Here is a 22,256-nt window from a genome sequence, read left to right as displayed (position 1 = left end):
TTCGATTTTCAGAGAAAAAGTAAATTATAAAAACTAAGGAACTCAGTAACTTTAATAAAAATGAAACAGTATAAATTCATATTAAGCGGTGGCGGAACAGGCGGACATATTTATCCGGCAATTGCAATTGCCAATGAATTAAAATTTCGTTTTCCTGATGCCGAAATTCTTTTTGTAGGTGCCAATAATAAAATGGAAATGCAAAAAGTACCTCAAGCAGGATACAAAATCAAAGGACTTTGGATTGCAGGATTACAACGAAGACTGACATTTGATAATGCGCTTTTTCCAATTAAATTACTTTCAAGTTTATTAAAATCCAGAACTATACTAAAAGAGTTCAAACCGGATGTTGTTATTGGAACTGGAGGTTTTGCGAGCGGACCTTTATTGCAGGTAGCTGGAATTGCTGGTATTCCAACAGTAATTCAGGAACAAAATTCCTATCCTGGAATCACCAATAAATTATTGAGTAAAAAAGCAAGCAAAATTTGTGTTGCTTACGAAAATCTGGAACGATTTTTTCCAAAAGGGAAAATGATTTTGACTGGGAATCCAGTGCGTCAGGATTTAATTGATATCGAAAGTAAAAGAGCGGAAGCCATTCAATATTTTAATCTAGATTCTAAAAAGAAAACATTATTAATTCTTGGAGGAAGTCTGGGAGCAAGAAGAGTCAACCAATTGATCGAAAAAGAATTGGAAAATATTCTTTCTCAAAATGTTCAGGTGATTTGGCAATGCGGAAAATTGTATTTAGAAGATTATAAAAAATATAACAAAGAAAATGTTCAGGTAGTCGCTTTTATCGAAAGAATGGATTTAGTCTATGCTGCTGCGGATGTTATTATTTCACGAGCAGGTGCGTCATCAGTTTCGGAATTGTGTATTGTTGGGAAACCAGTAATTTTTATTCCTTCACCAAATGTAGCTGAAGATCACCAAACTAAAAATGCACAAGCTATTGTTGATAAAAAAGGAGCATTAATGCTCAAAGAATCGGAGCTTGATTCCCAATTTGGTCTTGTTTTTGAAGCCTTGTTGAAAGATCAGGGAAAACAAAACCAGTTGAGTGAAAATATTAAACAATTGGCTATGCCAGAAGCAACAAAACAAATTGTTGATGAAATTGTGAAGTTGATTAAATAGAAAGAAAAAAGATAATAGTGCAAAGACTTAAAATAATATGAACTTAAATCAAATACATAACGTCTATTTTATAGGAATTGGAGGCATCGGGATGAGTAATCTGGCTCGTTATTTCAAGAATTTGGGAAAACAAGTCTCAGGTTACGATAAAACACCTTCAGCTCTTACCAATGAATTAATGGAAAGCGGAATTTCAATTCATTTTGAAGACAGTATCGATTTAATTCCTACAGATTTTTATGTAGAAAATACTTTGGTGATTATTACGCCAGCAGTTCCAAAAGCGCATTCAGAATGGAATTATTTTTTGGAAAGAGATTTTCAAGTTAAAAAAAGAGCAGAGGTTTTAGGGATAATCACAAAAGATACTTTTTGTTTTGCAGTGGCGGGAACACATGGAAAAACGACTACTTCAGGTATTTTAGGTCATATTTTGTATGAAAGTGGTGCTGATGTTACTGCTTTTATTGGTGGAATTGTAGAAAATTATAATTCGAATTTAATAGGAAGCGGAAAAACAGTAACTGTTGTTGAAGCGGATGAATTTGATCGTTCATTCTTGCATTTGCATCCTAATATTGCCTGCATTACATCAATGGATGCGGACCATTTGGATATTTATGGAACCAGTGAAGCGATAGAAGAATCTTTTGTTGAATTTGCTTCTAAAGTTGAAGATAAAAGGAATCTTTTTATAACGAAAGAATTGCCTTTAGAGGGTATTACTTGTGCCGTAAATGAAGAGGCGATTTTTAAAGCTTTTAATGTTAGAATAGGAAATGGCAGTTATGTTTTTGACGTAAAAACGCCTACTGAAGTTATTAAGGATTTGTATTTTGGATTACCAGGAAAACACAATTTGATGAATGCATTAATGGCTATTGCAATGGCAAATACATTCGGCACCCCAACCGATGCCATTGCAAAAGCCATTGCATCATTCAAAGGAATTAAAAGAAGATTTTCGTATCAAATTAAAACGGATAAGTTAGTTTATATTGATGATTATGCGCATCATCCAACGGAAATAAATGCAGTACATCAGGCGGTTAGAGAATTGTATCCAAACCAAAAAGTTTTGGCAATTTTTCAACCACATTTATTCAGTAGAACGAGAGATTTTGCGGATGATTTTGCCAAAAGTTTATCTGCTTTTGATGACGTTATTTTATTAGATATTTATCCGGCCCGTGAATTGCCAATGGAAGGCATAAATTCACAATGGTTGATGGATAAAATGACCAATAATCATAAAAAAATTGTTTCTAAAAGCGATTTAACACCAACAATTTTAGCTAGCGATGCTACCGTTATCGTAACAATTGGAGCGGGAGATATTGGAGAATTAGTGCCATCTATTAAAAAAGCGATAAATGAAACTCTTTAATTGGACAAATATTCGGTTAATACTAATGTTTATAGTAGTAATTTTTCTGTTTTCGTTTACGTCAAATCGAAATAAAAATAGAAAATTGACTAAATCCGTAGTGGTTTTTGTTGGAGATAATGCGCCTTTTGTTAAACAGGAAACGGTTAATAAATTGTTAATAGAAAATAAAAGAGATGCATCAGGCATTCAAAAAGTTAAATTAGATTTGAATAAACTGGAAAGAACTCTAGATGCACAAGAAATGATTGAAAAATCAGATGTATTTGTGAGTATTGACGGTGTGTTGAAAGCAGTAGTAAAACAAAAAACTCCTATAGCTAGAATTTTTGACGGAGGTGGTTCTTTTTATATTGATTACGAAGGGAATAGGATGCCATTGTCAACTAATTTTACAGCGAGAGTTCCACTTGTATCCGGGGGGATAAATAAAAAAAATAACGAAGATTTAGCCGACTTATTTCGCGCAATCTATGACGATGCGTTTTTGAAAAAAAACATCATTGGAATTGAAATTATGCCGAATGGTAGCTTAAAAATGCTCAATAGAAATTTCGATTATCAAATTGATTTTGGTAGAATGATAAATGTGGAGCGAAAATTTAAGAATTACAAAGCTTTTTTTCAAAAAGCGGTTTTAGATAGTTCGTTGTATAAATATAAAAAGATTGATCTCCGATTTACGGAACAAGTAGTTTGCACTAAATAATAGATAATGGAAAAAGAGAATATTGCAGTAGGTCTAGATATTGGGACAACTAAAATAGTTGCCATGATAGGCAAGAAGAATGAATATGGGAAACTAGAAATTTTAGGCGTTGGAAAATCTAAAAGTTTAGGTGTGGCCAGAGGTGTTGTAAATAACATCACTCAAACCATACAATCGATACAACAAGCGATACAAGAAGCCGAAAATAATTCAGGCTATAAAATAAAAGATGTAGTGGTGGGAATTGCGGGTCAACACATCCGTAGTATCCAGCATACAGATTACATCAGCAGAAACAATCCCGAAGAAGTAATTGGAGGGTATGATATTCAGCTTTTGATTGACCAAGTAAATAAATTGGCCATGTTACCTGGCGAAGAAATAATTCATGTTTTGCCACAAGAATTTAAAATTGATGGACAATCTGAAATTAAAGAGCCTATAGGAATGTATGGCGGAAGATTAGAATCTAGTTTTCATGTTGTAGTAGGGCAAGCTTCATCGATTCGTAATGTAGGAAGATGCATTCAAAGTTCAGGAATTGAATTGTCAGGTTTGACATTAGAGCCGTTGGCTTCAGCTGATGCGGTTTTGAGTCAGGAAGAAAAAGAAGCGGGAGTTGCACTTATCGATATAGGTGGTGGAACAACTGATTTAGCCATTTTCAAAGATGGGATTATTCGTCATACGGCGGTAATTCCTTTTGGAGGAAATGTAATCACAGACGATATTAAAGAAGGATGTTCTATAATTGAAAAGCAAGCTGAATTGTTGAAAGTTAAATTTGGATCTGCTTGGCCGGGGGAAAATAAAGACAACGAGATTGTTTCTATTCCGGGATTAAGAGGCAGAGAGCCAAAAGAAATTTCATTAAAGAATCTTTCTAAAATTATTCATGCTCGTGTTGTTGAAATTATTGACCAAGTTTTTACGGAAGTGAAAGCATACGGACACGAAGATCCTCGTAAAAAATTAATTGCAGGAATAGTGCTTACTGGTGGTGGTGCTCAATTGAAACACATCAAGCAGTTAGTGGAATATATCACAGGAATGGATACGAGAATAGGATATCCAAACGAACATTTGGCTGGAAATTCAGATGAGGAGATTTCAAGTCCTTTGTATGCTACTGCTGTAGGATTAGTAATGAACAGCATTGAAAATAATACTCAAAGTGCAGTAAGAATGGATGCAATTGAACAACCAAAAGCACCAGTTTACAGACAGCCTATAGTTCAAGCGCCAGTCATTGAGGTTTCTGAAGAGGAAGTTGAGGAAGAGGCACGAAATACGAATGAAAAACAGAATTCGACAGTGAACAGAATTCAGAGAAATTTCTTTGACCGTTATGTGGATAAGATTAAGGATTTCTTAGATAATGCAGAATAAGGGCAGTGCCCAAAAAACACAATAAATAATAAATATCAAAAACCAAATAAAATGATGAGCAACTCAGAATTTGGAAGTATTTCATTTGATTTACCAAAGAACCAATCAAATGTAATAAAAGTTATTGGTGTAGGTGGAGGCGGAAGTAACGCCATAAATCACATGTTTAAACAAGGGATCAAAGGCGTAGATTTTATCGTATGTAATACAGATTCTCAAGCCTTACAAAGTAGTTCTGTGCCTAACAAAATACAGTTAGGGGTACATTTAACGGAGGGACTTGGCGCTGGAGCAAATCCTGATGTAGGACAACAATCCGCTATTGAAAGTATTTCCGAGATTGAAAAAATGTTGGATCGCAATACTAAAATGGTGTTCATCACTGCCGGAATGGGTGGTGGAACAGGAACTGGAGCTGCACCAGTAATCGCGCAATTGGCTAAAGAAAGAGATATTCTTACTGTAGGAATTGTGACATTACCTTTCTTATTTGAGGGGAAAGTGCGTCAGGAACAAGCATTAATTGGTATAGAAAAGTTACGTAAACAAGTCGACTCTTTAATTGTTATCAATAATAACAAATTAAGAGAAGTGTATGGAAATCTTGGTTTCAAAGCTGGGTTTTCAAAAGCAGACGAAGTTTTGGCAACAGCCTCAAGAGGAATTGCTGAAGTAATCACGCATCACTATACTCAAAATATCGATTTAAGAGATGCCAAAACAGTATTGTTTAATAGCGGAACGGCTATCATGGGATCTTCTGTTTCTTCAGGCGAGAATAGAGCTAAGGAAGCAATTATTGCTGCTTTAGATTCTCCTTTGTTAAATGATAATAAAATCACTGGTGCCAAAAACGTATTGTTGCTTATCGTTTCTGGAACTAATGAAATTACAATTGACGAAATTGGAGAAATCAATGATCATATTCAAGTTGAGGCAGGTCATAATGCTAATATTATCATGGGGGTTGGTGAAGACGAATCGCTTGGAGATGCTATTGCAGTGACTATAATCGCTACAGGTTTTGATATTGAACAACAAAATGAAATCGTAAATACAGAGCCAAAAAAAATCATTCACACATTAGAAGATGAGCAGAGAAGTGTTCATAATCTAAGTAATAAAATGGTAACTGGATTCGATTTAAATACAGAATCTCCAGTTTCTAATTCAAATGAAAGAATTGTTTTTGATTTGTTAGAAGATACTGTAGTTGCGCCTGAACCAGTGGTGATAATACCAACACCAGCGCCAACAATCAACAAAGAAGAGTTGATAGTTATGTCTGAATTTATTAAAAATTTAGATGTTACTTTCGAAATCGTTTCTCCTATTACTGATATTGATTTCACAATCACATCTCCAGTAGCCGAAGTTAAAGAAGTAAAAACGGTACAGCCAAAAGTTATTGAAAGACAAGAACAAACTACTTTCTCTTTTGATTTGCCACTTTTCAAAACAGAGCCGGTAGCACAAGTGGAAGAAAACAAAGTTTTGTTTGAACTGACAAATGAAACTCGTGATATTAAAGTAAATGAAGCAGTTCAATTTGTTCCGGTAACGGAATTGACTGACAACGGAATTATCAAGTATTCTCTTGAAGAATATATGGAGCCAGAGAATGATTTCATGGCTAAGCCAGTTGCTAAAACGCCAGAAGTTGTCATTCCGGCAGAGTTGAACATTACCATGAAACAAGTGAATACACCAGTAAATACGCCTGTTGACTTTGATACTATTTCTCCTATGGAAATGACCATCGAAGAATCATTGCGAATGAGAGCTGATGAAAGAAGAAAAAAATTAAAAGAATTCAACTATAAGTTTCATAACAATGTTTCTAAAATTGATGAGTATGAAAAAGAACCTGCTTACAAAAGATTAGGAATAGACATTTCAAACAACAAAACTAATAATACAAATTCGAGAATTTCTGTTGGAACAGACAGCAACAACGATCTACAGTTGCGTTCTAACAACTCGTATTTGCATGACAATGTAGATTAACTAACTCAAACCAAAATGAAACAGCCCGAAAATTCAATTTAATTTTCGGGTTATTTTTTTGTGTAGTGAGAAGAAAGCAATCTATTGTTAATTCCAGTAAATTTCTTTAAATTTGTCGGGCCTTAATCCAGCTGTCGTTTCAAGTTTTTTCTCGAAAATGCTTTTTTCTAAGTCCTTAAAAGAGCTTCTAAAGCCGCTTTTTAAGTCCAAGAAAAAATCCATTCTCTCTTAAAAAGGCTTTTCACTACCATCTGGGGCATTAAAAAGCAGTCGTTTTCATAATTAGCATTTCAACAATCGATTAAACAAATAATCGATTAACAAAATTAACAATAAAGAATATGAGTTTATCAGTACAAATCATGGACGAAATGAAAACCGCCATGAGAGCCAAAGATACCGTTGCACTAGAAGCTTTAAGAGCTATAAAATCTGAAATCCTATTAGCGCAAACAGCAACAGGATCTAAAGAAGAAATAACGGAAGACGACGAGGTTAAATTGCTTCAGCGCTTAGTAAAAACCCGTAAGGAAAGTGCTAGAATTTTCACAGAACAAAACCGTTTGGATTTGGCTGAACCAGAATTAGCTCAAATTGCAGTAATCGAAAAATTCTTACCGGCACAATTGAGTGAAGCAGAAGTAGAAGCCGTGATTGCAAAAATCATCGCCGAAACTGGAGCTGCAGGTATTGCTTCGATGGGTAAAGTTATGGGATTGGCTGCTGCACAATTAGGTGGAACTGCCGAAGGAAAAACCATTTCTACACTAGTTAAAAAATTATTGACATAAAAATAAATAGGTTGTTGATTAACGAGTTTAAATATAAAATCGGAACTCGTTGATCAACACTCTAAAATCATAATGACTGCGTAGTTCAACTGGATAGAATATCAGATTTCGACTCTGAGGGTTGCAGGTTCGAACCCTGCCGTGGTCACGAATAAACAATATACTCTAAAATAATTTCAAGTAAACTTGATTATTTCGGAGTATTTTTGTTTTAAAAGCATACAAAAAATATGACAGGACAACTCTTTATTTCTATACTTTTTGGGACATTATTCCTTATAATAATTATTTTTAGAGTTCTGGAACCTGCTTACCTCTTACTATTTAATAAACCACTTTATATTCATTGGTATCCTTTATCAAAGAGGTTAAAATCAAACCAACGCCAAATTTTAGTCAAGAATTTTCCGTTTTATAATAGGCTTTCCCCTAAAAGGAAAATGTATTTTGAACATCGGGTAAAAGAGTTTATTGCTAATTATCAGTTTTTAGGCAACAAAATTATCATTACGGAACAAATGCAAATACTGATTGCAGCAACTTACGTGATGTTGACTTTTGGTATGAGAAATTATCTTGTCAGTTTGTTTGACAAAATAATTATTTATCCTTCCAGTTATTTTTCTACCGTAAATCAAGAATATCATAGAGGAGAATTCAATCCTAAAATGAAAGCAATAGTTTTTTCATGGGAAGATTTTTTGCTGGGGCATGAGACTTCAAATGATAATGTCAATCTTGGTTTACATGAGTTTTCACATGTGCTGCATTTTCATTGTTTAAAAAGTAATGATCCAAGTGCCATTGTCTTTTTTGATGAATTCAATGAAGTGATAAAATATTACACGGATCAAAATTTAAATAAAGAACTGCAACAAAAAGGTTATTTTAGGCTGTATGCCTATGAAAATCAATTTGAGTTTTTATCGGTAATCTTGGAGCATTTTTTTGAAACGCCACGTATTTTTAAAAACACACATCTTGAATTATATGCGCATCTTGTTAAGATGATCAATTTTAAAGAAGAATATTTAAATTAAAGGGAAATAAATTTCAAGTATCTCTTTTACTTTTTTATCAGCTTAATTCGGTTTTATATTTTATAATAAGTTCTTTTTCATAAAAACCGACAGTAAGTTCCTAAAAAGAAAATCGTTATCTAAAATGAAATAGTAATGCCATATTTTTATATATTTGTCCATAATTGTAATAATCATTTTATACTCAAAAGAAAATGATATTAGTTCTACAAAAAAGAACAATTGCTACACCATTTGAAATTATCATTATCAGGAATCATTTTTGTACCGTTAAGAAAGTCTATAATCATGGATGTTATTTATGGAAATGATTTTAGAAAAATCAATTACAAGAATAACTGAAATTACTTTAAATTTTTTATGATCATAAATCGTATGTCAAGAAGAGGCTGTTTTATACTACTGGCAAGTTTTGTATGTTTACTGAATTCCTGTAATTCATCAGAAGACAATAAAAGAAAAATTTCTATTGGATTTTCACAAAGTCTTAATGACGATATTTGGAGAACATCGATGAATCATGCAATGGAGGTAGAAGCCTCACTTCATCCAGAGGTTAGCCTGAGAATTTATAATGCGAATCGTCAGCCCAAAAAACAGATTCATGATATTGAAAAGTTCATTGAAGATAAAGTAGATGTCATCATAGTTTCTCCTTTTGAATCAGATTCTATTGTCCCAGTAATAGAAAAAGCAAAGAGTAAAGGTATTCCGGTAATCGTAGTTGACAGAAAAGTAAATACGACTAATTATACAGCATATTTAGGTGCAGACAATATTGAAGTGGGACGATTAGCGGGTAAACATCTCGTTTCAATTTCTAAAGGACATGCAAATGTGATTCAAATTTATGGGGATTTAAATACATCACCTGGTTTAGAAAGAAGCTTGGGATTTAAGCAAATTATTAAACAATATCCTGGTATTAAAGTTTTTGACATTGATTCAGATGACTTTGGACATCCAAAAATAAATTATATCAAGTTATTAGATAGTGTGTTTAATATTGATTACGTATATGCCTTTAATGATTTAATTGCGTATAATGCATGGAAAATTGCCAAGGATAAAGGGTTAGATAAAAAAATAAAATTTATTGGGGTTGATGGGCTTAATGGACCATTCGGAGGGATTCAATATGTTAAAGATAAAATTTTAGAAGCAACCGTTTTATACCCAACAGGCGGTAGCGAAGCGATACGATTAGCGTTGAAAATAGTCAATCAAGAAATAGTTCCTAAAAATAATAAATTGAATACGATATTGATTGACTCTCTTAATGCAGATATAATGAGCAATCAATTTGATAAAATAACAATTCAACAATCTGATATTGAGCAACAACAAAAGATTATTAAAAATCAGGAAAAGAAATATTCAACTCAGAGTAATCTTCTGAGACTTTTAATTTCTTTATTTATAATTGTGCTAAGTTTAGCCATATATAGTATTTATTCTGGAATTACAATTCGTCGTAAGAAGAAAGAATTAGAGGAAACTAATAAAAAAATCGTCAGCCAAAGAAATGAGATTGAAAAATTTTCTGAAGAATTAAAACTAAGTAACGAAGCAAGACTTAATTTTTTTACAGGTTTGTCTCATGAATTCAAGACGCCGTTAACGTTGATATTGAGTTCTATAGAATCTTTAGGAAATGAATTTAGAAATAAAGGGGTTTCCGTGAATAAGGAAATTAATCTTATGTATAACAACTCCAGAAGGTTACTCCGGTTAATTAATCAATTATTAGACTATAGAAAAACAGAGGATCAAAAATTTACTCTGCGAGCATCAAAAACTAATATTCTAGATTTTTCAAAAAGTATTATTAGTGATTTTGATCGGGAAGCGAAGAAAAGAAATATTGATTTTTCATTGACAACTAACAATCCAGAACTGGATGTCTATATGGATCGAAATTTAATGGATAAAGTCTATTTTAATTTGTTGTCAAATGCCTTTAAATTCACCCCTGAAAAAGGTAAAATTTCGATTGTAATAAAAGAAGATAAAGGTAATAATACAGTTAAAATTTACTTTAAAGATTCTGGTATAGGGATCCCAGAAAATGAATTGAAGGAGGTTTTTAATGCTTTTTATCAAGGTTCAAATAATTACAGGAACAGTTCTGGAATAGGGCTGCATTTGTCAAAAAGTTTTGTCGAGCTACACAAAGGAAAAATAGAGATTAATTCAAAAAATGGAACAGAATTTATAATTACATTACCATTAGGAAAAGAACATCTTGATGAAAAAAATATAATTAAAGAGCCAATTCTGGATTTTGTTCATGAACCGGATTATCTGGATTCAGAGTTTATTCAGACTGTTGAACCAAAAAACACCGAAGATAAATATTCGATTCTATATATAGAGGACAATAAGGAGCTTTTAGATTTTGTGTCTCATAAATTTTCGGCAGAATATACTTTTTTTGCTTCTGATGGTACCAATGCAATTGAAAGAACATTGGAGTTAATTCCAGATATTATTATCTGTGATTTGAATTTGCCTGAAAAGAATGGTTTCCAAATTTCTGAAATACTCAAGAAAGATTTAAGAACATCACATATTCCTATTATAATGCTTACCGCTTCGGATGATCAAGATTCGTATTTAAAGGCTCTGGAAAGTGGTGCCGATATCTTTTTGACAAAACCATTCAATTTAAAAGTATTGGCTCAATCTATTAAAGGATTGCTCTTTAATAGAGAAAAACTACGGTTTTATTATACCAATAATATTTTAAATATTGAGGATGGTGATTTTGGTGTTTCTGAACAAGATTTTCTAAGAAAATTGAATGATCTTATTGCAAAAAACTTGGATAATTCGGCTTATACTGTTGAAGATCTTGCACGAAGTTTAACTATTTCACGGGTACAATTGTATCGAAAAGTGAAAGCTATATTAGGAATTAGTATCAGTGACCATGTTAATAATATGCGATTGGATAAATCAAAAGAGCTGCTGAAAAAGGCAGACTTAAATATTTCAGAAATTGCCTATGCGGTTGGTTTCTCTTCACCAAATTATTTCTCCACTTCCTTTAAAAATAAATTTGGAGTTACACCTAAAGAATATAAAAGTAAAAAGTAGATTGTTTTTTATGGAACCATTTTCTTTCTAATAAAAATAGCGTAACATAATTGTACTTTATGTAACATAAGAGCAACTACAACGAAGTAGTTGCTCTTGTGTTTTTATATGTAATTACTTTATATATAGATGATTAGTGTTTTTTTAAATAATTTTTAGAAGCATTGAATGAAAAAGAAACATCCTCGAGATAAAAGCTAAATTTTTACGAATATATTAGTAATTCAATTTAATTTTTTAATTGATTATAAATTACCTCTGTAAAAAAGTCAGAGAACGATTAATTATTATTTAATCAAATAATACGGAGGTTTTTCATTTCTTAATCAATCATTTTTATAAAATTTTTTAATCTGAGGGTGTTGAATGTCTTTAGGATATTTGATAGTTCTCGTAAAACTAACAAAATATGAAAATAAATCTTAAGGTTTTATGTCTTCCACTTTGTGTTGCATTATTTTATAATTGCAGTAGCGATAATAAACCAGTAGCTGAAAACCCGGGTGCCGAAACAACTGCGCCAGCTTGTCAGACGACTGTTGAATCGGCAAATCAGTATACCACTTTTTATAAACCAACTACCGGTTGGGTAGGAGATCCTATGCCATTTTATGAAAACGGAAAATTCCATATTTTCTATTTGTATGATGCGAGAAATACATTGCCCACATTTCATCCTTGGTACAAAGTAACCACAACTGATTTTGCAACATTTAATGACAATAGCGAAATGATTGCCACAGGAACTGCGAATCAGCAGGATGGTGCATTGGGAACTGGATCCGTTTTTAAATTGAATGGTACTTATTATGCGTTTTACACAGGACATAACGGAAATCTTGATCCTAAAGAAAAAATTATGCTAGCAACGTCTACAGATTTAAAAAATTGGACAAAAGACACTTCCTTTTTATTGCAGGCGTCTTGGGGCTATGATCGCAATGAATTTAGAGATCCAATTGTTATAGAGGATAAAATTACTGGGAAATATAAAATGTTGATTGCGACACGTTCTGAGGTTGGTTTAGTTTCTAATAGTACTGTGCCATGGCGGGCTGTTATCGCGCAATACAGTTCTATTAATTTAAAAGATTGGATCTTAGAAAAACCATTTTATGAGGATACAACCACTTTTATAACGGAATGTCCTGACATATTTAGTATGGGTGATTATCAGTATTTGATTTATTCTAATATTGATGATCGTATGGTACATTATAAATATCGTCCATTAACATCAAATACTTGGATTACTCCTGTAAATAATAAGTTAGATGGAATCGCCTTTTATGCTGGAAAAACAGTTACAGACGGTACCAATCGATATATAACAGGTTGGTGTCCTACGAAAAATAAAGATATTGATTCTAATAAATTTGATTGGGCCGGATCACTGGTAGTACACCGTCTTGTTCAGCATGCTGATGGAACTTTTGGTGTATCTATCCCTGAGGGTGTAAATAACAAGTTTATTATTAATAAACTACTGAATCCAGTAATAGATTTTGGTTCTGTTAAACAAGGTGAGGCCTATACGTTGAAGGCTAATGGCACTGAAAAAGCATATTCAGTATTTGACAGAGAAACTGGAGCATTTAAAATTAAAACACATATAAAAGCGACATCATCCACTCAATTTGGTTTTGAATTTGGAGCCTGTGGAACACGAAATGAAGTATTTGCCATTGTATTTGATTTAGCCAAAAATCAATTAAGATTAGATAAGGTTATAAAAAATGCGTCCTCCTTAAATGTAACGCAGCTTCCGCTAAATGTCCCGGCTAATAAAGAGTTTGATATTACAATCATTTCTGAAAATTCAGTGTGTGTGATATACATTAATGACGAAATCGCTTTTACAAACCGTATCTATAAAATGAATCAGAATCCGTGGGCTATTTTTGCTGATAATGGTGAAGTAACTTTTTCAGACTTAAAAATTTTTAAATAAAACGAGTATAGAAAAGGATGACTTTAATCTTTATTATAACGTTAGTTTTTATAAAGGTTCAGGTTTAGTAATTAAAATTAATTCTGTTCATTTTTTACTTTTCGTACTAGTTTAATGTTACAATCAGAACCATCAAAATCTAATTTTGATGGTTTTTTTATGGCTTTTTTTCAATGCAATAATTCTGCTGCTTTCCACACTGGATGCAACTATTCGAAATCTGAGTTCGAGTGCCTTTTGCATAATAAAACGGAGCAGAAAATATATTGGGAATTGTTTTTAATTATAAATTGTTTTGTCCTTGTTGCAATTCCTGTAAGTAAATACGTGGATATTGAGGTTACAATGTATTTCATCTGCGTGATTTTTTTAAACCTTTAGAATGCTTTCGTAATATGGAATTAACAAATTCATTTTTTTTATGGATTATTTTTAAACTTCCTGTATAAATAAATTTAAAATTTTAGTAATTGAGTAAAATCAGTCCAGTAGCTTTTTTTATTGATCTATATCCAAGTTTTTTTCTTAAAACTGGGGTAACATAAATGTAACAGGTGTAACATAATTGAACTACAACGAGGTAGTTCTTTATTTGTTTTTAGTGGTAACCACCTGTAAAACAATAACTTATATTTTATTCGCGATTATAAAACAGTATTAAATGAAATTGTAACATACTCAAAATAAAAGCAAAATTTATGCGGATATCTTAGCAATCTAATTTAATATTTTTTGATAATGAAAAAAATTGTTGTTTGGGCTTTGATTGCGTCATTAGCAGGCTTCCTATTTGGTTTCGATACTGTTGTTATTTCTGGAGCAGATAAAAAGCTTCAAGTTCTTTGGAATTCTTCGGATGCATTTCACGGGACAGTTGTTATGGGAATGGCATTATGGGGAACTGTACTTGGGGCAATATTTGGAGGGATTCCCACTAATAAGATAGGAAGAAAAAATACCTTATTGTGGATAGGGATTTTATTTTTGTTTTCTGCAATTGGATCTGCATTTGCAAATAATCCATTTGTGTTTGCCGCATTTAGATTTATTGGAGGTTTGGGTGTTGGAGCATCGACCATTGCAGCACCTGCATATATATCAGAAATTGCTCCTGCAAAAGATAGAGGCAAGTTGGTTGCTTTTTATCAATTCAATATTGTTTTAGGGATTCTTATGGCTTTTTTGTCTAATTATCTTTTAAATGATGTAGGTGAAAATTCTTGGAGATGGATGATGGGAGTACAAGCAATTCCATCTGTAATTTATCTTTTATTAATGATTTTGATTCCTGAAAGCCCAAGATGGTTATTGTCTAAATTAAAGAATGACGAAGCTAGAAAAGTTTTGCAATTAATGGGGCAAGAAGCGGATTATGAAAATATGAAGAAAGAAATAGAAATTGATAATAATAATGCGTCACTTGCAAATGACACTATATTTTTAAAGAAATACAGAACACCTTTGGTATTGGCGTTTTTAATGGCGTTTTTCAATCAATTATCTGGGATTAATGCTTTTTTATATTATTCCAGCAGAATATTTCAAGAAGCGGGTCTAGGAGAAAGTACTGCGTTACTTAGCAGTATCGGAATAGGAGTAGTGAATTTAATTTTTACACTATTGGGCGTTTTCTTAATCGACAAATTAGGGCGTAAAATATTAATGTACATTGGTTCTGTAGGATATATTATATCACTTTCACTTGTTGCAATGGCTTTCTTTTTTCACTGGGAAGGAATGGCTGTTCCAGTTTTCTTATTCTTATTTATTGCTGCACATGCAATAGGTCAAGGTGCTGTAATTTGGGTTTTTATTTCAGAAATTTTTCCGAACCATCTTAGAGCATCAGGACAATCCTTTGGCAGTACCACACATTGGGTTCTAGCGGCTATTATTCCGTCATTAATTCCGTATCTATTTTCTACAGTAGGACCTGGAGTAGTATTTCTGTTTTTTGCAGTGATGATGGTTTTTCAACTTTTGTTTGTTGCTTTTATGATGCCGGAAACTAAAGGGATTTCTTTAGAAGAATTAAGTAAAAAATTAATTAAATAATAATTATGAAGACAATAATTAAAAAAGAATTTTTCTGGATTATGTGTTTCATCATAGGTGCAGTAGCTTTAGTTGGATGTAAGCAATCTTTATTTGAAGAAAAGAAGAGTTATACAGAATCAGAGTTATATAGACCAAATTTTCATTTTACTCCCAAAAAAGGCTGGATGAATGATCCCAATGGGATGTTTTATTACAATGGATATTACCACCTTTTTTATCAATATTATCCTGATTCAAATGTATGGGGACCTATGCATTGGGGACACGCTATCAGTACTGATCTTATAACATGGGTTGAGAAACCCATCGCACTTTATCCAGATGAAAAAGGATATATTTTTTCGGGAAGTATAGTTGTTGATGTAAAAAATACCTCAGGATTTGGAAGCTTAAAAAATCCTCCAATGGTTGCGATGTTTACTTATCATGATATCAAAAAAGAAAAAGCTGGTGAGAATAATTTTCAGTCACAAGGAATAGCCTATTCATTAAATGAAGGGTTGACGTGGACGAAATATGAAGCTAATCCAATTATTAAAAATCCAAATATTAAAGATTTTAGAGACCCAAAAATGACTTGGGATGCCATTCATCAACAGTGGATTATGGTATTGGCAGCAGGAGATAAAACGATGTTTTATGGTTCTAAAAATTTGAAGGACTGGTCACTGCTTTCAGATTTTGGGAAAGAGACTGGAGTTCATGGAGGTGTTTGGGAATGCCCGGATTTTTTTCCTATGCTGGTTGATGGGACTAATGATTACAAATGGGTTATGTTATCGAGTATTAATCCTGGAGGACCTAATGGTGGTTCAGCTACGCAATACTTTGTAGGTGATTTTGACGGAAAAAAATTCTCGATCGATGAAACTTTTTCAAAAGATGTAAAGCAACAAAAGGGGCTTTGGATTGACTATGGAAGAGATAATTATGCAGGTGTTACTTGGGCTAATATTTCTGAGGTTGATGGTAGAAAATTATTTATTGGGTGGATGTCAAATTGGGATTATGCACAAAAAGTACCAACAGAAACATGGAGAAGCAGTATGACTATACCTAGAGAATTAGTACTTGTTAAAGATAGCGGTCATTATATAGTTTCTTCTAAACCAGTAAAAGAATTACAAAATTATATTGCTAAAACTATTAAAAAAGAATCTCTTAAAATAGATAAGGAAACCGTTTTGGTAGATAAGTCAGTAGTCGATTTATCAAAACTAGATATTCATTTTTCTTTAAAGAACCTTAAAAAGGATGTTTACACTTTTTCGTTATCAAATGATGCTAAGAATACAATTCAATTTGGAATCAATAAAAAGGAGAATTACTTTTTTATCGATAGATCAAAATCTGGAAAATTAGCTTTTTCTAATCTTTTCGCAAAAAACATTTCAAAGGCTCCTTTTAAGGGGGACTTTGATAAAATGGATGTAAGAATAATCGTTGATAAAACCTCAATTGAAATTTTTTATAACAATGGAAAAACAGTTATGACTGAAATATTTTTCCCGGATAAACCTATGAAATATTTTTCAGTTTCTAAAGCTAATACAGAGTATACCATTGAAAACTTAATTATTAACCAACTAAATTTTAACTAAACTAACTAAATTATGAAACACAAAATTATTCTTTACTTAATCCTTATGGGGTCGTTTTTTTCTGTATCGGCCCAAAACATAGGTATCAAAGGAGTGGTAACTTCCTCCGAAGACGGAATGTCTCTTCCTGGTGCATCAGTACTGGTTTCTGGGACAAAAGCAGGAACTTCAACTGATCTCGACGGTCAGTTTTCGATTAACAATCTAGACAAAAATGCAACTTTAATATTTAGTTATACTGGATATGAATCTCAGTCCGTTAAACTTAACGGACAAACTACTTTGAAAATTTCATTGAAAGCAGAGTCTTTGAAACTACAAGAAGTTGTTGTAACAGGTTATGGCAAAGAGAAAAAAGCCGATTTAACCGGTGCTGTTACGGTGGTAGAACTAAAACCTATTACTGGGCAAACCATGAGTTCGGGAAATGCTATGCAAGCTTTGCAAGGAAGAGTTGCTGGTTTGAATATAGAGAAATCAGGAGACCCAAGTGGGGCAAATAGTAGAATATTAATTAGAGGGGTAAGTACACTTGGTAATACAGATCCATTGTATGTTATCGATGGGGTTCCTACAACAAGACCTGAGGTTTTTGCTAGTTTGAGTCCAAGTGCTATCGCATCTATTCAAGTTTTAAAAGATGCATCGGCTTCCTCTATTTATGGTTCTAGAGCTGCCAATGGGGTAATCATTGTTACCACTAAAAATGCAGCAAAAGGGGGAGTGACAAAAGTATCTTACAGTACAAACGTTTCTGTTCTCTCTGAGAAAAAACAACGATATAAAATGCTAAACGCTTTGGATAGAGGAAAAGTGTTATGGCAAGCCTCTGTTAACGATGGAGCAAGTCCGTCTGGTGGATATGGTGAAATCTATAATTTTGATTGGAATAATGATTTCAGTAATCCAGTATTAAACAGCGTGAGTGTAAAGCCGTATGTAGGAGGAGACACTAATGTTCCTGTAGGAGATACTGATTGGCAAGATACTGTATACAAAACAGGGCTTCTTATTAACAATGATTTATCTGTATCTGGAGGATCTGATAAAGCGAATGCAGTATTGAACTTAGGATATTTAGATAATTCCGGGATGCTAAAATATACTAATTATGAGCGATATTCTGCAAGACTTAATGCTAATTTCAAGTTATTCAATGACAAAGTGCGATTTGGAGTTAACTCGCAATTTACACAGTCGAATGAAAGAGCTGCTGCCAATGATGTTGGAAACGCACCAACACCAGGTTTAGCAATAACCTTAGCACCAACTATTCCAGTTTACACTGCATCTGGTGATTATGCTGGGCCATTAGGATCGGGTTATTCAGATAGAAACAACCCATTATTAATGCAATATTTGAACAGATGGGATAATAGCAAAAAAATGGCTTTGTACGGTAATGTTTTTACTGAAATTGACATTTTAAAAGGGCTAACCTTCAGAAATAGTATTGGGATGGATTTTAATGATTTCAGCAGAAAAGACATTGAGCCAATTGTAAAAAATGGATTTGTTAATAGAGGTAATAATAGTTTAACTTTTGATACTAATAAATATTCTAGTTTAACAATTTCAAATACTTTAAATTATAATCTTAATATTTCTGAACATAAATTTGGAATCCTTATAGGAACTGAATCAACCAAAACGGATTTGAATACTTTGTATGCTCGTGCTGAGGGATTCGCGGTTGAATCAGAATCTTATTTTACACTATCTGCGGCTACTGGAGCTAGAACAAACAACGGAATTTCAACTGGTAGTAGATTACTTTCTCAGTTTGGTAAATTTAATTATGCCTTTTCTGACCGATATTTAGCTTCATTCACTATTCGTAGAGATGGTTCATCAAGATTTGGTCAAGACAATAGATATGGTATTTTTCCAGCGGTTACTGCAGGATGGAGAATCAATAATGAACAATTCCTTAAAAATGTAAAAGCAGTTTCAAACTTGAAGCTACGTGCTGGTTATGGAGAAGTAGGAAATCAATCAATTGGGGATAATGCCCGTTTTGGTTTATACGAAGCTAGATATGGCCCGAATCAAAATGTGTATTATCCAGATTTTTTCAATATTTATTATAATGTAGGAACTGCCTATGATTTGAATGGAGCTAATACTGGAAATTTACCTTCGGGTTTTGTATCCATACAAGCGGCGAATTCAGGGTTAAAATGGGAAACTACCAAAGAGGTTAATGTAGGTTTGGATTTTGGTTTTTTCGAAAATAAATTATCAGGTTCCTTTGATTATTTCTCAAGAAAGACAGAAGGAATTTTGATTAGACCACCAGTTGCATCTGCTGTAGGAGAAGGGCAACAGCGTTTTGTAAATGGAGCTTCAACTGCAAATAAGGGTTGGGAACTTACAGTAGGTTATGCTGATAAATTAGAAAATGGATTGTCTTTTAATGTTACCACAAATTTTGGAGCAACAAAAAATAAGATTACAGATTTACCAGCTGAAGTTAGAGCAGCTTATCCAGGAACTGCAGCTAATTCAATAATAGGGCATTCACAATTTGAAGTTTTTGGATTTAAAACAGACGGTTTGTTCCAAAATCAAACTGAAATTAATGAATCTCCAACTCAAGTAGGTTCTCGATTAGGAGGTATTAAGTTTGTTGACATCAACGGTGATGGTGTTATAAATTCAAATGACAGAACTTTTATTGGTACAACACTTCCAAAATTAGAATACGGTATTAATATTAGTTTAGCGTATAAAAATATTGATTTCGCCATTTTTGGTTCTGGTGTAGCTGGAAGAGTTGGGGTTGATCCTTATGTTTTTTGGAATAATTTTGTTCAAGGAAGAGATAATGCAGGGCCAGGAACATTGAATGCTTGGACACCAACAAATACAAATACTGAGGTACCCTCTCTTTCATTAGCAAAAAATGATACACAGATGTCAGATTATATCTTAAGAAATAATTCCTATTTCAAACTTAGAAACATACAAATTGGATATTCATTATCAGATGAGTTAGTTCAAAAATCGGGATTTATTACCGGTTGTAGAATCTATGCTCAAGGAGAAAATTTATTTTGGTTTACTCCAAAAGGATATATTGGTTCCGATCCAGAACGAACAGATGTTAATAGAATACCAGTACCAACTACATTCTCATTAGGTGTAAACTTTAATTTTTAATTAATTATCATGAAGAAATATAATAATATAGTTATCATTTGTTTGTCAATTTTATTCTTGACATCATGTAGCTCCGATTTTTTAGATTATGAACCAACAGGCGTATTGTCTTCTGGAAATGTGGCGACAGCTGCAAATGCAGAAGCACTTGTAAATGCGGCCTATGCTGCAATTGGGAATGACGAAATGGTAGGCCCAATAACAAACCAATGGGTTTATGGAAGTGTTCGATCTGATGATGCTTATAAAGGCGGAGGTGGTCGTGGCGATGTTGATGTTATTGACCGATACGAACAATACAACACTACCATTGCAGATTATGGAGATTGGATGTTGCCAAGAACTTGGACAAATCATTATAAAGCTATTTCTAGAGCTAATTTTGCATTGTCGGTTATTAATGCAATTCCTGATGCAGATTATCCATTAAAAAAAGTAAGACAAGCAGAATTGCGTTTTTTAAGAGCTCATTCTCATTTTATGCTAAAGTTATTGTTTAATAAAGTTCCTTATATCACAGAAGACCTTACACAGGAAGACATATTAAAAACATCAAATGATTTGTCAAGTGATGCTTTATGGGACAAAATTGCAACTGATTTTCAATTTGCATATGATAATTTATCACAAAAGCAAGATCAGGTGGGTAGAGCAGATAAAAACGCTGCAGCTGCTTATCTTGCGAAATTAAGTTTATATCAAGCATATAAGCAAAATGATGCGCATCAGGTAACTAGTATAGATGCTGCAAAATTACAAAAAGTAATAGATTATGCAGATAAAGTGACAGGTGCTTTGGAAGTAGATTACGGAAATAATTTTTTGGATGGTCATGACAATGGTTCTGAATCAATCTGGGCTGTTCAGTTTTCGATTAACGATGGTACAAATACAGGAAGAGTAAGTTTTGTTACAGGGTTAAATTCTCCTCATGGAACTCCTCTTTATGGATGTTGTGGTTTTCACTTGGCTAGCCAAAATATGGTGAATGCATTTAGAACTGATGCTAATGGCTTACCATTATTAGACACTTTCAATAATTCAGATATTTTTAATACAATTACTAATGGTGATGCTCCACTAGCAGCTGGAGTTACTTTAGACCCAAGAATTGACCATACTGTTGGTGTTCCGGGAAGACCATTTAAATATAAAAACACTTTGAAAACTTCAGGAGATATGGTCTACAAATTGAGTTGGGCTAGAGATCCAGGAGTTTATGGATACTTTGGTAATATGAAAGAGCAACAATCTCCAGACTGTTCCTGTTATGTGAAAAATGGACCATTTATAGGTACTTCTAAAAACGTTGATTTTATTAGATATGCAGATGTTTTGTTATTTAAAGCGGAGGCGTTAATTCAATTAAACAGATATACTGAAGCACTACCTATAATTAATCAAGTTAGAGCAAGAGCTGCAGCCAGTAAAACAATGCCATTGGCAGCAGGAGCTTCAGATGTTTATAAAATTGCTCAATATGCTTCTTTTTCTTCAAAAGATTATGCTATGAAAGCACTTATGTTTGAAAGACGATTGGAGTTTGGAATGGAAGGCCCTCGATTTTTTGATTTAGTAAGATGGGGTATTGCTGAGCCAGTTTTAAATGCTTACCTTAATGTTGAGAAAACTAAAAGAGATTTTCTTTCTAATGCTAAGTTTACTGCCGGCAGAGATGAATATTATCCAATACCTCAAAGAGAGATTGATTTTACAGGAGGTTTATATAAACAAAATCCTGGATATTAATTGAAAGGATTATAGTTTTTGAGTTAGTTTGGTAATTCCAGAAGAAATTAATTAAAAATGGTTTCTTCTGGATATCAAAGGATTAATCATAATCATATAATTATCAAAAGAAGTTATGAAATCGAAAAATGAAATTAAATTTTTTATCTCAGTTCTTCTGTTAA

Annotated in this window: 13 protein-coding genes and 1 tRNA gene; all 14 read left to right on the top strand. The window is 32.9% G+C overall.

Annotated elements, in window-relative coordinates; genetic code table 11:
• Positions 1-60 precede the first annotated feature (60 nt).
• The 14 genes from murG (at position 61) to ACM55M_RS08040 (ending at position 22,092) form a co-directional block, all read left to right on the top strand.
• Positions 61-1,149, top strand: a complete 1,089-nt coding sequence (gene murG, locus ACM55M_RS08105) for an undecaprenyldiphospho-muramoylpentapeptide beta-N-acetylglucosaminyltransferase (protein WP_416857044.1) — start codon at positions 61-63, stop codon at positions 1,147-1,149.
• A gap of 37 nt (positions 1,150-1,186) precedes the next feature.
• Entirely contained in the window at positions 1,187-2,536 is a 1,350-nt protein-coding gene (gene murC, locus ACM55M_RS08100; protein WP_416857043.1) for a UDP-N-acetylmuramate--L-alanine ligase, read from the top strand.
• On the top strand, positions 2,523-3,245 hold the full coding sequence (locus ACM55M_RS08095) for a cell division protein FtsQ/DivIB (RefSeq protein WP_416857042.1): 723 nt from the start codon (positions 2,523-2,525) through the stop codon (positions 3,243-3,245). Before murC ends, ACM55M_RS08095 begins: the two co-directional genes overlap by 14 nt.
• Before the next feature lie 6 nt (positions 3,246-3,251).
• Entirely contained in the window at positions 3,252-4,634 is a 1,383-nt protein-coding gene (gene ftsA / locus ACM55M_RS08090) for a cell division protein FtsA (protein WP_416857041.1), read from the top strand.
• Positions 4,635-4,685: 51 nt separating this feature from the next.
• Positions 4,686-6,641 carry a cell division protein FtsZ gene (gene ftsZ, locus ACM55M_RS08085; protein ID WP_416857040.1) on the top strand — a complete coding sequence of 652 codons (1,956 nt, stop codon included), beginning with the start codon at positions 4,686-4,688 and terminating at the stop codon, positions 6,639-6,641.
• Between the two features lie 341 nt (positions 6,642-6,982).
• Positions 6,983-7,432, top strand: coding sequence for a GatB/YqeY domain-containing protein (locus tag ACM55M_RS08080; RefSeq protein WP_416857039.1), 450 nt, complete (start codon positions 6,983-6,985; stop codon positions 7,430-7,432).
• 74 nt (positions 7,433-7,506) lie between these two features.
• Positions 7,507-7,580 (top strand) — tRNA-Arg (locus ACM55M_RS08075).
• A gap of 82 nt (positions 7,581-7,662) precedes the next feature.
• The gene (locus ACM55M_RS08070) at positions 7,663-8,472 is read left to right on the top strand and encodes a zinc-dependent peptidase (protein ID WP_416857038.1); all 810 of its coding nucleotides are present in this window, start codon (positions 7,663-7,665) and stop codon (positions 8,470-8,472) included.
• A 375-nt stretch (positions 8,473-8,847) separates the two neighbouring features.
• Positions 8,848-11,571, top strand: coding sequence for a hybrid sensor histidine kinase/response regulator transcription factor (locus tag ACM55M_RS08065; protein ID WP_416857037.1), 2,724 nt, complete (start codon positions 8,848-8,850; stop codon positions 11,569-11,571).
• 409 nt (positions 11,572-11,980) lie between these two features.
• On the top strand, positions 11,981-13,522 hold the full coding sequence (locus tag ACM55M_RS08060) for a glycoside hydrolase domain-containing protein (RefSeq protein ID WP_416857036.1): 1,542 nt from the start codon (positions 11,981-11,983) through the stop codon (positions 13,520-13,522).
• 738 nt (positions 13,523-14,260) lie between these two features.
• Positions 14,261-15,577 (top strand): sugar porter family MFS transporter, encoded by a 1,317-nt coding sequence (locus ACM55M_RS08055; RefSeq protein WP_416857035.1) that lies wholly within the window; start codon positions 14,261-14,263, stop codon positions 15,575-15,577.
• Between the two features lie 5 nt (positions 15,578-15,582).
• Positions 15,583-17,181 (top strand): glycoside hydrolase family 32 protein, encoded by a 1,599-nt coding sequence (locus tag ACM55M_RS08050; protein ID WP_416857034.1) that lies wholly within the window; start codon positions 15,583-15,585, stop codon positions 17,179-17,181.
• A gap of 12 nt (positions 17,182-17,193) precedes the next feature.
• Entirely contained in the window at positions 17,194-20,343 is a 3,150-nt protein-coding gene (locus ACM55M_RS08045) for a SusC/RagA family TonB-linked outer membrane protein (protein WP_416857033.1), read from the top strand.
• 9 nt (positions 20,344-20,352) lie between these two features.
• Positions 20,353-22,092, top strand: a complete 1,740-nt coding sequence (locus tag ACM55M_RS08040; RefSeq protein ID WP_416857032.1) for a RagB/SusD family nutrient uptake outer membrane protein — start codon at positions 20,353-20,355, stop codon at positions 22,090-22,092.
• Positions 22,093-22,256: the final 164 nt, after the last annotated feature.

It is taken from the genome of Flavobacterium galactosi, assembly GCF_048158585.1.
Taxonomy (GTDB): domain Bacteria; phylum Bacteroidota; class Bacteroidia; order Flavobacteriales; family Flavobacteriaceae; genus Flavobacterium; species Flavobacterium galactosi.
This window is presented reverse-complemented; position numbering and strand designations above follow the sequence as displayed.